The organism is Vibrio sp. 3-2(1) (assembly GCF_963887575.1).
Classification (GTDB): Bacteria; Pseudomonadota; Gammaproteobacteria; order Enterobacterales; family Vibrionaceae; genus Vibrio; species Vibrio anguillarum.
The window spans coordinates 18,832-34,820 of sequence record NZ_CAWPGB010000063.1 but is presented as its reverse complement, the minus strand read 5'-3'; the positions used below and the strand labels follow the sequence as shown (position 1 = coordinate 34,820).

The following is a 15,989-nucleotide window of genomic DNA, read 5'->3' as shown; positions in this document are numbered from 1 at the left end:
AGCTCAATCGATTGAAACATTCGCGGTAATTCACGATAGTCGGTTACTTAAAACCCTTCTCTTTCTTAATCAAATCGTACGCATTTTGGATCTCTTGCGATTTTTCTTTCGCAACGTTCATCATCTCTGGTGGTAAGCCTTTGGCCATCAATTTATCTGGGTGATGCTCATTCATCAATTTGCGATAGGCACGTTTAATCTCTTTAGCATCCGCATCTTCACTCATACCTAACACATCGTAGGCATCCGAGAGCCGAGAAGCTTGTGATGCTTGCTGCCACTGCCCCGATTGCTGATAACCTTGCTGTTGGCCACCAAAATTTCCGCCTTGTTGAAAACGAAAGGCAGCTTCTTGCATACGCAAGCGTCTTTCCAGTTGATCAGATGAGAAACCTAAACTACGAGCGATTTTGTGCAGTACATTGCGCTCGCTAGGGTGAATATCCCCATCGGCAAACGCGGCTGATATTTGCAATTCGAGAAAAAATTGCAACAAGTCAAAGCGTCCACCCGTCGAAAGGCGCACACGCTCCAACACTTCCTCTAAAGGAAAGCCACTCTCTTTCCCCTCACGAAACGCATCTTGAGCCGCTTTACGTTGCTCACCATGTAAGTTCATACGCTCCATCATGATGGTAGCTAGCTGGATCTCTTCTTTGGTGACTTGCCCTTTCGCTTTAGCAACATGTCCCATGACCGCGAAAGCGGCTTTAAAAAATTCGTCTTGTCGCTCAGTTTGGCTTGGCCCTGAACCAAATGAGCTAGTTTTAAACCCCGCTTGATTCAAACGACGAGCTTTATCAAATTGATGCCCGAGAAACAAACCAAAAAATGCGCCAAACGGTCCTCCAAATAAGAAGCCAAAAAAAGCGCCAAGAATTTTGCCAAAAATATGCATTATGTGCTCTCAATCTATGAATTTTTCAGGAGTAAAGCGGTCTGATAGTGCCGGGAGCTTCAATTTCCTTTATGATAAGAAACGTTTTATTTTACATTCGGCCATCCATCTTCCGAATCAATCAAGTTCAAACAGGATAGTACAACTCGATGTCATGTTTTTCCCGCACCTTGTTAGCCGCTTCAATTAGCGCAGCTCTTTTTGTGCCACAGACTCAAGCAGAAGCTATGTTAGACAATAGTGTGCAGGAAATGCCCGCTATAGATCAATGTTTGATCAACGAACCTGAAGCAGAAAACTCAAGTCAGCAACCGATTAATGTCGAGGCTGATACGCTAGAAGCCGTGAACGGTGAACGCGCAAACTACTCAGGCAATGTGGTCGTTGTTCAAGGTAAAAAACGCATTCTAGCGGATACCGTTACCCTGCATCAGAAAGATAATATTGTGGTTGCGCAAGGTAATGTCAACTTCAGTGACGGTGAAGTAAGGACCATTTCTGACAAAGCCACAAACAATCTTAATACGGATTTAATGACATTAGAGAACACAAAATATCAATTTTTGTGTGAACCCGGCCGTGGTGAAGCTGTGTATATTTCCAAAACGGGTAAGGCCGTTTATGAGATAGAAGATGGTTCGATTACCTCTTGCCCTGAAGGTAATAATGCATGGCGATTGAAAGCATCCAGCATTGATATTGACCAAAATGAAGAGCAAGCCACTTTTTATAATCCGCGCTTCGAGATTCAAAATATTCCGATTTTTTATCTGCCATTTCTTACGGTGCCGATTGGCGACACACGTAAAACGGGATTTTTATACCCTACCGTTTCTTACGGTTCTAGCGATGGTTTTGAAGCCCAAGTACCTATTTATTGGAACTTAGCGCCAAACTATGACCTAGAAACGACCTTTAAATATATGCAAGAACGCGGTACGCAATTAAACAGTGAATTCCGTTATCTGAATGATTTTGGTACAGGTAACATTAAATCTGAATATTTACCTGATGATCAAAAACATCCGGAAAAGGGCAGCCGCTGGGGCTTCCAATACCAACACAGTGGTATTTTCAACCAAGCTTGGAAGTTTGAAATTGACTACTCTCAAGTCAGTGACATTAGCTACTTTAGTGATTTAGACTCAGGTATCGGTAACCGAGAAGATGGTCAGCTTATCCAAGAAGGTAAAGCCACCTACCGGACCCACAATTGGGATTCATCGATACTGGTTCGCGACTTTCAGCTGCTTACAGAAGACAAAACTAGCACCAACCAACCCTATCGCTTGATGCCACAGATTGCGTTTAATTACTATGCGCCCGAATTATTACCGTATTTGAACTTTGATATGGTGAGCCATCTATCGCGTTTTGAAACCGATGCAAGAGGAAAACCTGCAGCCACCCGAGCGCACATTGAACCGGGCTTTACTATTCCTCTCAGTAACACCTGGGGCACTTGGACAACCGAAGCGCGAGTGCTTGGTACTTATTACCAACAAGATCTCAGCGGTGTTGACCTCAATTCGGATAATTATAAAGACCTAAAAGAGAGCGTTTCACGCATCATTCCGGAATTTAGAACTCATGCGGGATTAGTACTGGAAAGAGATACGGTTCTGTTTGATGATTATACGCAGACACTTGAGCCGCAGATTCAGTACCTGTACGTACCGAGAAAAGATCAGCGCAATATCGGGCTGTACGATACAACGCTACTGCAAACCGATTATTATGGTTTATTCCGCAGCCGTAAATATAGTGGTGTCGATTATATTGCCCCGGCAAATCAGATCAGCTACGGTGCCTCTTCACGGTTTTTCGACGATCAGTATAAAGAACGTTTAAATATCTCTTTTGGCCAGATTTTTTACCTCAAAAAAGATCTCAAGAATTCCTCCCCTAATGAGGGAGATAATTCAGCCAACACTTCCAACTATTCGGCTTGGGCCGTCGAAATGGACTTCAACTATGATGATTTACTCTTCTACCATGGCGGGGTTCAGTACGACATTGATAGCAGTAAGATGCAACTGGCCAACAGTACCCTAGAGTACAGAGTGGGTTCTGGATACATTCAAACTAACTATCGTTACGTCACCAAAGAGTATATTGATAATACCGTTGGCGATACAATTACCAATATTAATGCCATTACCAAAGATGGCATTTCACAAGCCGGTTTACTGGCTGGGTATCAGATCTCCAAAAAGTGGAATGCTAGCGGACAGTACTTCTACGATTTAACCACGGAAAAGAGCCTGGAGTGGCTGGCTAACCTAAGCTACACCTCAGATTGTTGGTATATTGGTTTTACTTATAGTAATCAACTGCGGAAATGGGATGGTGATTTTGTTACTGACCCTAATGCTACGCCACTCTACGAAAATAACTTTAGTTTGAACTTTGGTATTGTCGGTTTTGGCACCACGATTGGTGCAGGTTCCGGAATGACGGGCGTAGACAGCGCTGGAAATTCATTAAGTTATGGTCGTCCATTTTTCCTAAACAACTAATTTATTCGGCCTTTGCTTAAGTGTAAAGGCCCTTGCTCATTTTGATAGGACTACAAATGAAATTGTGGAAACACACACTGATTGGATTGATGGCAACATTAAGCCTAAACACCGCATACGCTGCTCCTGTTGAGCTCGATCGCGTCGCCGTCATCGTCAATAGTGGCGTTATTTTACAGAGTGACATTGATGGTGCATTAAAAACCTTGACCATTAATGCAAAGAAAAATGGTCAAACGCTACCCGAAGACACAGTGCTGCGTGAGCAAGTGGTTGAAAAATTGATTATTGATACCATTCAGCAACAAGAAGCACAACGCATTGGCGTGCGCATTGACGATAACCGACTCAGTGACGCGATCGCCGACATCGCGAAAAACAATAATCAAACCCTAGAACAGCTTAACGCTTCTGTTACTGCTGAAGGGCTGACTTATGCCGAATTTCGCGAACAAGTACGTAAAGAAATTGCAGCAAGTGAAGCGCGCAATGCTTTAGTTCGTCGCCGGATCAATATATTACCAGACGAAGTGGACAACTTAGCCAATATTCTTGCGCAAGAAACCAATGCAACGGTGCAATATAAAATCAGCCACATCCAACTGCGTGTTGACGACACTCAAGATAAGGCCGCAGTAGAACAGCAAGCCAAAACCTTAGTCGAAAAACTCAACCAAGGAGCGGATTTCAGCACCATGGCTTATACCTATTCAAAAGGTCCGAAAGCGCTGCAAGGTGGTGATTGGGGCTGGATGCGCAAAGAAGAAATGCCGACAATTTTTGCCGACCAAATCAAAATGCAAAACAAAGGCTCTATTATTGGGCCATTTCGCAGTGGCGTCGGTTTCCACATTCTTAAAATTGATGACGTCAAAGGATTAGAAACCGTCGCGGTCACGGAAGTTAATGCACGCCATATTTTAATCAAACCCACGGTTATTTTAAGCGATGACGGCGTACAAAAAGAGCTACATGACTTCATTCGTCGCATTAAGGCAGGTGAAGCGACCTTTGGTGAATTGGCGCAGCAATACAGCCAAGATCCCGGCTCTGCGGCGCAAAATGGCGAATTGGGTTATCAAACACCGGATCTGTACGTGCCGGAGTTTCAACATCAAATCGAAACATTATCGGTTGGGCAAATCAGCGACCCCTTTAAAACCGTTCATGGTTGGCATATTGTCGAAGTGCTTGATCGCCGTGAAGTCGACCGCACCGACTCCGCACTGAAAAACAAAGCTTATCGCATTCTTTTTAATAGAAAATTCAATGAAGAAGCCAGCGCATGGCTACAAGAAATGCGTGCCAGTGCCTTTGTCGAAATTATACAGGACAACCAAGATGACAATTAAACGCATCGTGGTTACCGCTGGCGAGCCCGCGGGTATTGGCCCAGATTTGGTGCTGGCCTTATCAAAAGAAGATTGGGCACATCAACTGGTGGTATGCGCGGACAAAAGCTTGCTTGCAGAGCGCGCTAAAGAGCTCAATATTGACGTTATATTGGAAGACTACTTAGTCACCTCCGCACCAAAACCACAGCAAGCGGGACGGTTAGTAGTGGATCATATTCCCCTCGGCGCACCGGTGATAACGGGGAAACTGAATGAAGCCAATGGACATTATGTATTAAATACATTAGAAAGAGCCGCTTTAGGCTGTATGAATGATGAATTTGATGCTATTGTCACCGGCCCTGTGCACAAGGGGGTGATCAACCGAGCTGGCGTTGCATTTAGCGGCCACACTGAATTCTTTGCTGAAAAATCTAATACTCCACTGGTGGTTATGATGCTCGCAACAGAAGGGTTGAGAGTCGCGCTAGTGACAACACATATTCCACTGACTTATGTATCAAAGGCAGTAACGGTCGAGCGGTTAGAAAAAATCATCACTATTTTGCATAAAGATTTGGTGGAAAAATTTGCCATTGCTCAACCCAAAATTTATGTGTGTGGTTTAAACCCACACGCGGGAGAAGATGGCTGTCTGGGCCGTGAAGAGATAGAAACCATCACTCCAACACTAGAAAAAATTCGTCAGCAAGATGGCATTAATTTGATTGGCCCACTACCAGCCGACACCATCTTCAATGACAAATACTTGCAAGATGCCGATGCTGTTTTAGGCATGTATCACGACCAAGTCCTACCCGTATTAAAGTACAAAGGCTTTGGTCGTTCAGTAAATATTACTCTTGGTCTACCCTTTATAAGAACATCGGTCGATCATGGCACCGCACTCGAATTGGCAGGGAAAGGGCTTGCGGATACAGGGAGCTTTAGAACAGCACTCGCCTACGCGATTGACTTGGTAGAAAAGAAACCTAATTAATTTCGAGAAAACTATGAGAAATGATGTCCACTTAGGGCACAAAGCGCGTAAACGTTTTGGTCAAAACTTCCTAAACGATCCATACATTATTGATGGCATCGTCTCTGCGATTAACCCTCGTCCGGGACAAAATTTGGTTGAGATCGGCCCCGGTCTTGGAGCGATAACTGAGCCAGTCGGCCGCGAAGTGGATAAATTCACTGTTATTGAGCTAGACCGTGACTTAGCTGAGCGCCTGCGCAACCACCCAGAATTATCGAGTAAATTGACGATTCATGAAGGTGATGCGATGCGTTTTGACTTCACGCAGTTGGTGAAACCGAATAATAAACTGCGCATTTTCGGCAACTTGCCATACAACATTTCAACGCCATTAATGTTCCACTTATTTGAATTTCATAAAGATATTCAAGATATGCACTTCATGCTGCAAAAAGAAGTGGTCAACCGTTTAGCTGCCGGTCCCGGCAGTAAAGCTTACGGGCGCTTAACGGTTATGACGCAGTATTTCTGCAAAGTGGTTCCTGTGTTGGAAGTTCCGCCAACGGCCTTTGTACCGCCACCGAAAGTTGATTCAGCTGTTGTGCGCTTGGTGCCTTATGAAGTACTGCCGCATCCAACGACAAACATGAAATGGTTAGAGCGTGTCTGCCGAGATGGTTTTAACCAACGTCGTAAAACCGTACGCAACTGCTACAAAGGTTTGATTGAGGTGGAAACGCTAGAAGAACTTGGGGTCAACCCTGGCATGCGCCCGGAAAACCTAACACTTGAACAGTTTGTTGCTATGGCAAACTGGTTAGACGCTCATCACGCCTAATAACGATTGAGCGATAAACGGCCAATGTCTATCGCTCATCTATAAAAACAAGGAGTTAACATGGATATCTCTGAACCTTGTATCAAAATCCAAGTCCATACCCAGTATCTCCCCGAGCAGTCCAATCCCGATTTACACCGCTATATCTTTGCCTATGTGATCACCATCCGTAATCTCAGCAACCAGCAGGTACAGCTGATGAGCCGCCGTTGGTTAATTACCGATGCGAATGGCAAACAGATGTCTGTGGAAGGTGATGGCGTGGTCGGGGAACAACCGATTATCTTGCCCAATGATGAGTACCGCTATAACAGTGGTACGGCGTTGGAAACGCCAGTCGGTGTGATGCAAGGTCATTACATTATGTTAGATGAAGCAGACGCTGAATTTATTGTTGAAATTGAGCCGTTTCGTCTCGCTATTCCTAATGTTTTAAATTAAAAGAGGTAGCCGTGGCGAACTATATTGTCGGCGACATTCAAGGCTGTTTTGACGAACTACAGTGTTTATTGGCTCAAGTGCAATTCCAACCACAACAAGACACACTGTGGGTAGCTGGCGACTTAGTTGCAAGAGGCCCTAAATCTCTAGAAACGCTACGTTTTATCAAACAATTGGGTTGTTCGGCGCGTATCGTTCTAGGCAATCACGATCTTCACTTACTGGCCGTCTCGCTGGGCATCCACCCATGTAAACCTCGTGATAAAACCTTACCCATATTACAAGCGAACGATGCAACAGAGCTACTCACTTGGTTGCGCCATCAACCGCTCCTCGCTGAACATGCTGACTTTGTCATGTGCCATGCGGGGATTTCTCCTCTATGGGATCTTGAAACTGCACGTCAAGCAGCAAAAGAAGTCGAAAGTATTTTGCAAAGTGATCGTTGGCGTTGGCTTATCGAGCAGATGTACAGCAACACACCTGATATGTGGAGCTCGAAGCTAGAAGGGATTGATCGCTATCGCTATACCATCAATGCCTATACTCGGATGCGTTTTTGCTTTGCTGATGGGCGTCTTGATATGGCGTGCAAACTTCCCCCTCAAGAAATAAAAGATGAAGAATTGTTACCGTGGTTTGCCCTACCCAAACGCCTTAAACTCGATAAAACAGTCCTATTTGGCCACTGGGCTGCGTTAGAAGGTTACCGCAGCGACGAAGTGATAGGGCTTGATACTGGCTGTGTGTGGGGAGGATGTTTGACCATGCTACGCTGGGAAGATAAACAGTATTTTGTTCAAAAAGCGCTTTAAAATAACTACTCCCAAAAAGCTGGCAACTATCGCCAGCAATATTTGAAAGTAAAAGCACTTCTAACTATTTTTTCTCAAGCACTACAAAATGCATGTCAAACTGGTTTCCGCTATCTTTCTTGTATTTTCGTTGTTCAGCTACTTTCCAATCGGCTCCCCATTCAGGGAATCTAGTATCACCATTTATATCAGCTTCAATAAATGTCAAATACAATTTTCCAGCTAAGGGGAGAAAAGCTTTATAGATGGACCCACCACCGATGATCATTATTTCATCCACATTGCCAGCGGAACTGATTGCTTCTTCAACAGACGAGACAACTGTAACGCCTTCAATTTCTAGTGATAAATCACGGCTGATTACAATATTATGGCGTTCAGGTAACGGACGACCTATAGACTCATACGTCTTACGCCCCATTACAACGGGTTTACCTAACGTATGTTCTCGAAACCAAGCAAAGTCAGCTGGCAAATGCCAAGGCATCGAATTCTCGTTACCGATAACCCGAGAACTAGCATTAGAAAGATACATATCTTGAGATTTATCTATCTTACCGCCATGGGCCATAGCCGCGATCATGCTAATTAACACGTCAAATATACCTTAGAATTCTTGGAGAAAACGGATTATACCTAATTCCCTTATTAGTACAAACCATTGCCCTTACACTATGGGTTTGCGCCGATAGAATAACAAACCCGGCACCGCAAGGCCAACCGCTAAGCCCGCGATAATAAACATCGCTTTTAAAAAATTATCCATCAGTATCGCCAGCAGCTCTGGCGTAAAACCAAGATGGTTAATTTCAACCATTGCAATCATCGCTTTAAAGGCAAAAACCCCGGGAACCATTGGGATCAAAGCCGCTACCGTAAACACTTTAGGGTGAGCTAAAAATTTACGCGACCAACGCACGCCAATCATTCCAACGATAGTTGCAGCAAAAAAAGTCGCCCACTCAATGGGAATTCCAAATTGCATCATTAAGTAACGTGAGCCATGACCAATCGCACCACCTAACGCACAATATTTTAGGGCTGGTACAGGAACATTAAACACCAAAGCAAAACCAACGGCTGGGATTGCAGCAAAAAACATATCATTGGCTAAACCGAGTAATAAATTCATCCAATCCATCGCTACCACCCCCATACACCCGTCACGCTCATCGCCGCAACGATGCCTAAACTCGTTGCCAACGTAAGCAAACTTGCCATCACAAAACGGGCAATACCCATATTGATATAACCTTTAAGCATATCCGCGACCGCATTAATTAAAGGAAAACCGGGGACTAACATCAGTACAGAAGAAGCCATCACAATGGTTGGTTTATTGCCTAGTTGGTAGATGATAGCTTGCGCTGAAATGATCGAAGTAACAAATGAGGTCACCGTAAAGTTGACGAGCGGATTAAATTGGCGATGCCCAATCTCTTGGCGCACAATCATACCCGCCGCAGAAGCAATGAACGTCATCGTAAACACAGTCCAATCTCCGCCAGCTAAACGAGCAAATGCAGCACAAGAAAGACCAATCATCACCACAACCAACCAACGGTTGTAGCGTTCAGGGCTGATCTGATTGAGTTTTTTCTGCGCAAGGGAATAATCTAAAATCCCTTTTTCCATCATGATGCAGATGCGCTGGACTTGCGTCACTACCCGCATATTGATCCCACGATCAGGACAACGGCGCGCAGTCGTAATGCAATGGCCATCGTAAACCGTGGTTAGCACAAGTGAACTCGCCGAGAGCGATACTTCCACTTCACTCATGCCACACGCCGCTCCCATGCGACGCATAATATCGCCCACCAGTGTACTTTCCGCACCATGAGCCAACAACATTTGCCCAGCTTGGGCGATCAATCGAGAAACAAGCCTCTGTTTGGATGTCATGATTCCTTTCCGAACGTCCTAAAAGCCCAATAGTGTGCCCGAAATTGGGTGCTTTAAATATGATTTAGCTATAAAAAAGCCGCAATAATTATTGCGGCTCAATCAATTCAGGAAAATTAATCACGAACATAGATAACGTGGCCGTCATCTTCTTCGTCGTCCCAATCATCCCAGTCATCACCATCTTCAGTGATCACATTTTGGCTGTTCATCTCATCTTTATGGTAATCATCCCACATGAAATCGACTTTCTGAGCTTCACTGAGCTCTTCCTGCTCACGAGGTAACGTTTCCATATAGTCAGCCAACTCACGGCACAAATCCGCCGTACCTTGTTGGTTTACTGCCGAAATTTTGAAGTATCGCCCTTCCCAAGCCAGCGCATCTAAGATCTCTTGGATCTTTTCATCGGCTTCTTCTTCAAGCATCAGATCAACTTTGTTGAACACCAACCAACAAGGTTTTTGTGACACTTTTTCACTGTATTGCTCTAGCTCATCAAAGATGGTCAGCGCATTTTGCGCAGGATCACTTTGATCAATAGGAAGAATGTCGATCATATGCAGCAACACTCGGCAACGTTCTAAGTGCTTTAAGAAGCGAATACCTAAACCAGCACCATCGGCCGCGCCTTCAATCAAGCCCGGAATATCAGCGATCACGAAACTTTTCTCAGGAACCACACTCACGACACCCAAACTTGGGATCAGCGTAGTGAAGGGGTAATCAGCGACTTTTGGCTTCGCTGCTGAAACAGAACGAATAAAGGTTGATTTACCCGCATTCGGCAAGCCAAGCATACCCACGTCAGCTAACAATAAAAGCTCAAGGCGTAATTCGCGCACCTCACCTTTTTTACCCATGGTTTTTTGGCGTGGTGCACGGTTAACGGATGACTTAAAGCGAGCATTACCTAAACCATGCCAGCCACCTTTAGCGACCATCACTTTTTTGCCATGCTCTGCAACTTCACCCACAACTTCATTGGTGTGAATGTCAACCGCTCGAGTCCCAACAGGCACCTTCAAAGTAATGTCTTTACCGCGCTTACCTGTACAGTTAGCACCACCACCATTTTGGCCGCGCTCAGCAGCGTAAAAGCGTTGGAATCGGTAATCAACCAAGGTATTTAAGTTTTCATCGGCTTGGATATAAACGTCGCCGCCATCGCCGCCATCGCCGCCATCAGGGCCGCCTTTCGTCACGAATTTTTCACGCCAAAAGCTCACGACACCGTTACCGCCATCACCCGCTTCGACTTTAATTATCGCTTCATCAACGAATTTCATTTGTTACTCCACGCTCTTTGCGTTGCGATATCATTGTCACACAATGATATAAATTCTAGCAGATACACATTCAGGATCGACCGTGATCATCCTTCGTTTTATCCACAATTGGAACACATAAGGAGAAACTCTAGTGATTAGAGTGTCTTCTTTTCTGTTCGGCTGATAAATAAAAAACCCCACCGTAACGGCAGGGCTTTTGAGTTCAGTTAGGTATAAATTTATTCAGCGTCGATGCTAACAAATTTACGGTTTTTAGGACCTTTAACTTCAAATTTCACTTTACCTTCAGTAAGAGCGAAAAGAGTATGGTCTTTACCGATACCAACGTTAGTGCCTGCGTGGAACTTAGTACCACGTTGACGAACGATGATGTTACCTGCAAGAACAGATTCACCACCGAAACGCTTAACACCAAGACGTTTGCTTTCTGAATCGCGGCCGTTACGAGTAGAACCGCCAGCTTTTTTGTGTGCCATTGTTAAACTCTCCTAAATTACTTAAGCGTTGATGCCAGTGATTTTCACTTCAGTGAACCACTGACGGTGGCCTTGTTGTTTACGAGAGTGTTTACGACGACGGAACTTAACGATTTTAACTTTATCGCCACGACCGTGTTGTACTACTTCAGCAGTAATTTTACCGCCTTCAACAAGAGGTGCCCCAACAGTGATTTGCTCACCGTTAGCAACTAGTAGAACTTTATCAAATTCAACAGTTGCACCAGTTTCAACGTCTAATTTCTCTAAACGAAGAGTTTGACCTTCGCTTACACGGTGTTGTTTACCACCAGATTGGAAAACAGCGTACATATTTTACTCCGCTCTTTCCGCACAGCCGTATGCTTTTTATTTGAGCAATTTGGGTGTGCGCTAAACTAATCATCAATAGGGCGCAGATTCTACGCGAATGAGTACCCCAAGACAAGCCATATTTTGAAAAAATTGGCGAAAAGCTAATCGCCAATGAAAAGTGGCGCAATCATGCCTTTAAGCCTTGTATTAATCAACGTTTTTTAGTGTATTATTCGAGAATTATAGAAGAACACAACACCTTATAGGTTCTAACTTCAGCCGGATTAACCATGGATTTTAAAGCTATCCAAACGCTTACTGCCGATGACATGGCAAAAGTGAATGAAACGATTCAAGCTCAGCTCAACTCTGATGTATCTTTAATCAATCAATTAGGATTCTACATCGTCAGCGGGGGTGGGAAACGCCTGCGTCCTTTGCTGGCTATTTTGTCGGCTCGAGCCCTTGGTTATCAAGGTGAAGCGCACACGACTGCCGCTGCATTTATTGAATTCCTCCACACGGCAACCTTGCTGCATGACGACGTTGTCGATGAGTCGGATATGCGCCGTGGCAAGGCAACAGCGAACGCGGCATTTGGCAATGCAGCGAGCGTGTTAGTGGGGGATTTCATCTACACGCGTTCCTTCCAAATGATGACTACACTAGGATCGTTAAGGATCCTTGAGCTGATGAGCGATGCGGTGAACGTTATCGCTGAAGGCGAAGTGCAACAATTGATGAACTGTAATGATCCAAACACTACCGAGGAAAATTACCTACAGGTGATCTACTCGAAAACGGCGCGTTTGTTTGAAGCAGCGACCCAGATTGGTGCGATATTAAGTAACGCTTCTCCTGAAATTGAAACGGCACTACAGAACTATGGTAAGTACCTTGGCACAGCTTTCCAGCTCATTGATGACGTGATGGATTACACCTCTGATGGCAGTGAAATGGGCAAAAATGTGGGCGATGATTTAGCGGAAGGCAAACCAACACTTCCTCTATTGTACGCAATGCAGCATGGTACACCCGAACAAAAAGAGATGATCCGTGAGGCCATCGAAAAAGCCAATGGCATGGAACAGCTTGATGAGATTCTAGCGGCAATGAAACAGACAGGCTCGCTTGAATACACAACCAACAAAGCGCTAAAAGAAGCCGATAAAGCGATCAATGAGCTGTCTATCCTGCCAGAAAGTGAATATAAACAAGCACTGATAGCTCTAGCTCATATGGCTGTGAATAGGACAAAGTAGAACAGCAGCTAGCTTGGACGAAGAATCGACCTTTGCCTAGAAATGCACCGCTACAAAAAGAGCCTCAATTGAGGCTCTTTTTGATTCTAAGCGTTATTTAAAACCCGCCTTGCCAAATCATGCCAAATGCAAAAACAGCCACGATCGTTAAAGCACAAGCTCCTAACTTTTCTTTGCCTTGAAAAGGATGAATGCCCTGCTCTCGTTTGGCTTTCATGTAGAAATAGAGCCCAGGTAAGTAGAGTAGCGCGGAGAGCATCAAATAGTGAAAACCAGAGGCATACAAAAGCCAAATCCCATAAATGGTGGCACAAGAACCTATCACCAGAAGTTTGCCTTTATTCTTCTGTTCAATCGCGATCTTTAACGTAAAGGCACCGATCAAAAAATAGGGAACAAGGATCATTTCTGAAGCGAAGATCAGCAGCGTATCGTAGGTACTGCCTGCGTACATCACCAGAATCAGTGAGACCTGAATGCAAATATTGGTTAGAGTTAACGCTTTTACTGGGCTCCCCGCTTCGTTTTGCTGGGCGTAGATGGCAGGAAACATCTTATCTCTAGCACATAAAAATGGCGCTTCGGAGGCCAGGACCGTCCAGCTAAGAAAAGCACCGCACACCGAAATAATTAAGCCAACACCGATAATGTACTCACCCCAAGGACCAAGAATAGTCGTCAGCACTTTGGCCATTGAAGGGTTCTGATATTGCGCCAATTCAACCGGTTTAATCACGCCCATCGACAATAAGGTGACCAATACATAAATGGTCAACGCCGTAAGCAAACCGAGAATAGTCGCTTTACCGATATCAGCACGGTGGCGAGCGCGGCTTGACACAACAACCGCTCCCTCTATTCCGATGAACACCCATACCGTGATCAACATGGTGCTTTTTATTTGATCCAGCAGATCATGGCCAACACCGAAGTGTAAGCCTGTAAAATCCAATGTGAATTTGTCCCAAGAAAAAGCAAAAGCGGCACAAATGATGAACAACACGAGAGGGATCATTTTAGCAAAGGTGGTAATCAGATTAATGAATGCGGCCGTTTGTACTCCTTTTTTGACCAACGCATGCACCAACCAAAGTAATACCGATGCACTCCCAATGGAAAGCCACGTATTACCCGCCCCAAACATCACGTTATCTGGTGTATCAAACAACATGCCTAAGGTACTAAAAACAATTACCAGATAAGAGACATTAGCCACCATGGCGCTAAACCAGTAACCCCATGCGGAACAAAAACCCGCAAAGTCACCAAATCCTTCTCGAGCAAAACCAAATACGCCACTATTAATATGAGGTTTATGAATGGCAAGTTGTTGAAAAGAGAGCGCGAGAAAGATCATACCAACGCCGGTGATCCCCCAACCGATCATTACCGCCAAAGGGCTGGCGACTGAGGCCATGTTTTGTGGCAGGCTAAAAACACCAGCGCCAATCATTGAACCAATGACCAGTGCTGTCAGTGAGCCCAAACCAAGCTTATTATCCATGGGAACTATCCAGTGAGTGTTTACACATTAGAGGAAGGCGCTATTTTAGAGAACATATTTACCAGACATCAATCCCTATGTGATCGCGGTCACTGAGATAGTGAGTCAATAGTCAAATTCATTGCTAGGGATCAAAAAGTTTGTAAGTTCACGACGAAAATAATGCACTGCTCAGTAAAAAAAACCGCATATTACACAGTTCAAAGCATCATCATACAAAAATATTGGTAAAAACCATAAAAAATGCCGCTTGGATGAGCAAGCGGCATTTTTGTATAAGATAAGGTTATTCTTTATTTGGCGAAATCAACACCTAGCTGAATATCACCTTTCAGTGTTGTCAGCATTCCATCTAACGCGGCTTGTTCATAGGCACTCAATGCACCATAGCTCAACACTTCTTCGACACCCTCTTTACCGAGTTTAATCGGTTGTGCAAAGAATGAAGCATGCTCACTACCACCGTCAACGTAGGCACATTCCACAACACCTGGTTCACCTTGCAGTGCTTTGACTAATGATAAGCCAAAACGGCAAGCCGCTTGACCCATTGACAGTGTTGCACTGCCGCCACCCGCCTTCGCTTCCACCACTTCGGTGCCTGCGTTTTGAATGCGCTTAGTTAGGGCTTCCACTTCTTCGGCCGTGAACTCAACCCCTTCAATTTGCGAAAGCAAAGGAAGGATAGTGACGCCTGAGTGGCCGCCAATCACAGGCACAATAATCTCGCTAGGGTTTTTATCTTTTAGCGCCGCGACAAACGTTTCTGAGCGGATCACGTCCAACGTTGTCACACCAAATAACTTACGCTTGTCGTAAACGCCTGCTTTTTTCAAGACTTCCGCTGCAATAGGTACTGTTGTATTAACAGGGTTGGTGATAATGCCCACACAGGCTTTTGGACAGACAACCGCAATCTTTTCAGCCAACGCTTTCACAATGCCAGCGTTAACATTAAACAGATCCGCACGATCCATACCCGGCTTACGAGCGACACCAGCAGAAACAAGGACTACATCCGCACCTTCAAGCGCAGGTGTTGGATCTTCTCCAGCATAGCCTTTGATCGATACGGGAGTAGGAATGTGGCTTAGATCGGCAGCAACGCCCGGAGTCACCGGTGCGATGTCATACAGCGCCAGATCGGAACCAGCAGGAAGATGGTTTTTAAGTAGAAGTGCTAGGGCTTGACCGATGCCACCAGCGGCACCAATAACAGCTACTTTCATCGTAGTTCTCCTTGAGAATAAATCTCTTATAAATGTTTTTGTGTAGGGTATTTTTAAGCTAGAAAACTATAGCAATCACAATATGATTACAATCAATTAACGCTAGCTTTGCGACCTCGCGCAATTCGCTAAAATCGTGCTACAGCACCGATGGCAATTATGACCTTGTTTATCTTTAC

General features: G+C 44.8%; 16 protein-coding genes. 7 read left to right on the top strand and 9 right to left on the bottom strand.

Annotated elements, in window-relative coordinates; translation table 11 throughout:
• Window positions 1-43: 43 nt before the first annotated feature.
• Window positions 44-898, bottom strand: a complete 855-nt coding sequence (gene djlA, locus AACQ79_RS15720) for a co-chaperone DjlA (RefSeq protein ID WP_170899355.1) — start codon at window positions 896-898, stop codon at window positions 44-46.
• Between the two features lie 149 nt (window positions 899-1,047).
• Between djlA and lptD the strand changes: the two genes are divergently transcribed.
• From lptD to apaH, 6 genes are read left to right on the top strand one after another with little or no spacing between them, the layout of a single operon-like run.
• Window positions 1,048-3,417: an LPS assembly protein LptD gene (lptD, locus tag AACQ79_RS15715; protein ID WP_170899354.1), complete on the top strand. Its 2,370-nt coding sequence runs from the start codon at window positions 1,048-1,050 to the stop codon at window positions 3,415-3,417.
• Between the two features lie 56 nt (window positions 3,418-3,473).
• Window positions 3,474-4,769, top strand: coding sequence for a peptidylprolyl isomerase SurA (gene surA, locus AACQ79_RS15710; RefSeq protein ID WP_017043799.1), 1,296 nt, complete (start codon window positions 3,474-3,476; stop codon window positions 4,767-4,769).
• Window positions 4,759-5,751 (top strand): 4-hydroxythreonine-4-phosphate dehydrogenase PdxA, encoded by a 993-nt coding sequence (pdxA, locus tag AACQ79_RS15705; RefSeq protein WP_170899353.1) that lies wholly within the window; start codon window positions 4,759-4,761, stop codon window positions 5,749-5,751. The genes surA and pdxA overlap by 11 nt, the downstream gene beginning before the upstream one ends.
• A gap of 13 nt (window positions 5,752-5,764) precedes the next feature.
• Window positions 5,765-6,571 (top strand): 16S rRNA (adenine(1518)-N(6)/adenine(1519)-N(6))-dimethyltransferase RsmA, encoded by an 807-nt coding sequence (rsmA, locus tag AACQ79_RS15700; RefSeq protein WP_013857835.1) that lies wholly within the window; start codon window positions 5,765-5,767, stop codon window positions 6,569-6,571.
• A 60-nt stretch (window positions 6,572-6,631) separates the two neighbouring features.
• Entirely contained in the window at window positions 6,632-7,012 is a 381-nt protein-coding gene (apaG, locus tag AACQ79_RS15695; protein WP_013857836.1) for a Co2+/Mg2+ efflux protein ApaG, read from the top strand.
• 11 nt (window positions 7,013-7,023) lie between these two features.
• Window positions 7,024-7,827 (top strand): bis(5'-nucleosyl)-tetraphosphatase (symmetrical) ApaH, encoded by an 804-nt coding sequence (apaH, locus tag AACQ79_RS15690; protein ID WP_170899352.1) that lies wholly within the window; start codon window positions 7,024-7,026, stop codon window positions 7,825-7,827.
• Window positions 7,828-7,891: 64 nt separating this feature from the next.
• On the opposite strand, the gene folA is transcribed toward apaH, so the two are convergent.
• The 6 genes from folA to rplU form a co-directional block, all read right to left on the bottom strand.
• Entirely contained in the window at window positions 7,892-8,422 is a 531-nt protein-coding gene (folA, locus tag AACQ79_RS15685) for a type 3 dihydrofolate reductase (RefSeq protein WP_373568406.1), read from the bottom strand.
• Between the two features lie 72 nt (window positions 8,423-8,494).
• Entirely contained in the window at window positions 8,495-8,983 is a 489-nt protein-coding gene (locus AACQ79_RS15680; protein ID WP_013857839.1) for a threonine/serine exporter family protein, read from the bottom strand.
• Window positions 8,971-9,732 carry a threonine/serine exporter family protein gene (locus AACQ79_RS15675; RefSeq protein WP_013857840.1) on the bottom strand — a complete coding sequence of 254 codons (762 nt, stop codon included), beginning with the start codon at window positions 9,730-9,732 and terminating at the stop codon, window positions 8,971-8,973. The genes AACQ79_RS15680 and AACQ79_RS15675 overlap by 13 nt, the downstream gene beginning before the upstream one ends.
• Window positions 9,733-9,848: 116 nt before the next feature.
• Window positions 9,849-11,021: an Obg family GTPase CgtA gene (cgtA, locus tag AACQ79_RS15670; RefSeq protein WP_010320622.1), complete on the bottom strand. Its 1,173-nt coding sequence runs from the start codon at window positions 11,019-11,021 to the stop codon at window positions 9,849-9,851.
• A gap of 221 nt (window positions 11,022-11,242) precedes the next feature.
• Complete coding sequence (rpmA, locus tag AACQ79_RS15665) at window positions 11,243-11,500, bottom strand: 50S ribosomal protein L27 (RefSeq protein ID WP_010320621.1); 258 nt, start codon at window positions 11,498-11,500, stop codon at window positions 11,243-11,245.
• 21 nt (window positions 11,501-11,521) lie between these two features.
• Window positions 11,522-11,833, bottom strand: coding sequence for a 50S ribosomal protein L21 (gene rplU, locus AACQ79_RS15660; RefSeq protein WP_010320620.1), 312 nt, complete (start codon window positions 11,831-11,833; stop codon window positions 11,522-11,524).
• Window positions 11,834-12,105: 272 nt separating this feature from the next.
• On the opposite strand from rplU, the gene ispB reads away from it, so the two are divergent.
• Complete coding sequence (gene ispB, locus AACQ79_RS15655; protein ID WP_094128145.1) at window positions 12,106-13,077, top strand: octaprenyl diphosphate synthase; 972 nt, start codon at window positions 12,106-12,108, stop codon at window positions 13,075-13,077.
• A 97-nt stretch (window positions 13,078-13,174) separates the two neighbouring features.
• Here the strand turns inward: ispB and AACQ79_RS15650 are convergent, their stop codons facing one another.
• Both AACQ79_RS15650 and mdh read right to left on the bottom strand, forming a co-directional pair.
• Complete coding sequence (locus AACQ79_RS15650) at window positions 13,175-14,581, bottom strand: basic amino acid/polyamine antiporter (RefSeq protein ID WP_094166179.1); 1,407 nt, start codon at window positions 14,579-14,581, stop codon at window positions 13,175-13,177.
• 293 nt (window positions 14,582-14,874) lie between these two features.
• Window positions 14,875-15,810 carry a malate dehydrogenase gene (gene mdh, locus AACQ79_RS15645; RefSeq protein ID WP_017043806.1) on the bottom strand — a complete coding sequence of 312 codons (936 nt, stop codon included), beginning with the start codon at window positions 15,808-15,810 and terminating at the stop codon, window positions 14,875-14,877.
• Window positions 15,811-15,989: the final 179 nt, after the last annotated feature.

What these genes read in the sequence shown, in the direction of transcription:
- pdxA (WP_170899353.1), top strand. Translation starts at nt 4,759, where the DNA reads ATGACAATTAAACGCATCGTGGTTACCGCTGGCGAGCCCGCGGGTATT.
- lptD (WP_170899354.1), top strand. Translation starts at nt 1,048, where the DNA reads ATGTCATGTTTTTCCCGCACCTTGTTAGCCGCTTCAATTAGCGCAGCT.
- surA (WP_017043799.1), top strand. Translation starts at nt 3,474, where the DNA reads ATGAAATTGTGGAAACACACACTGATTGGATTGATGGCAACATTAAGC.
- AACQ79_RS15675 (WP_013857840.1), bottom strand. Translation starts at nt 9,732, where the DNA reads ATGACATCCAAACAGAGGCTTGTTTCTCGATTGATCGCCCAAGCTGGG.
- AACQ79_RS15650 (WP_094166179.1), bottom strand. Translation starts at nt 14,581, where the DNA reads ATGGATAATAAGCTTGGTTTGGGCTCACTGACAGCACTGGTCATTGGT.
- rpmA (WP_010320621.1), bottom strand. Translation starts at nt 11,500, where the DNA reads ATGGCACACAAAAAAGCTGGCGGTTCTACTCGTAACGGCCGCGATTCA.
- rsmA (WP_013857835.1), top strand. Translation starts at nt 5,765, where the DNA reads ATGAGAAATGATGTCCACTTAGGGCACAAAGCGCGTAAACGTTTTGGT.
- djlA (WP_170899355.1), bottom strand. Translation starts at nt 898, where the DNA reads ATGCATATTTTTGGCAAAATTCTTGGCGCTTTTTTTGGCTTCTTATTT.
- rplU (WP_010320620.1), bottom strand. Translation starts at nt 11,833, where the DNA reads ATGTACGCTGTTTTCCAATCTGGTGGTAAACAACACCGTGTAAGCGAA.
- ispB (WP_094128145.1), top strand. Translation starts at nt 12,106, where the DNA reads ATGGATTTTAAAGCTATCCAAACGCTTACTGCCGATGACATGGCAAAA.
- AACQ79_RS15680 (WP_013857839.1), bottom strand. Translation starts at nt 8,983, where the DNA reads ATGGGGGTGGTAGCGATGGATTGGATGAATTTATTACTCGGTTTAGCC.
- mdh (WP_017043806.1), bottom strand. Translation starts at nt 15,810, where the DNA reads ATGAAAGTAGCTGTTATTGGTGCCGCTGGTGGCATCGGTCAAGCCCTA.
- apaG (WP_013857836.1), top strand. Translation starts at nt 6,632, where the DNA reads ATGGATATCTCTGAACCTTGTATCAAAATCCAAGTCCATACCCAGTAT.
- cgtA (WP_010320622.1), bottom strand. Translation starts at nt 11,021, where the DNA reads ATGAAATTCGTTGATGAAGCGATAATTAAAGTCGAAGCGGGTGATGGC.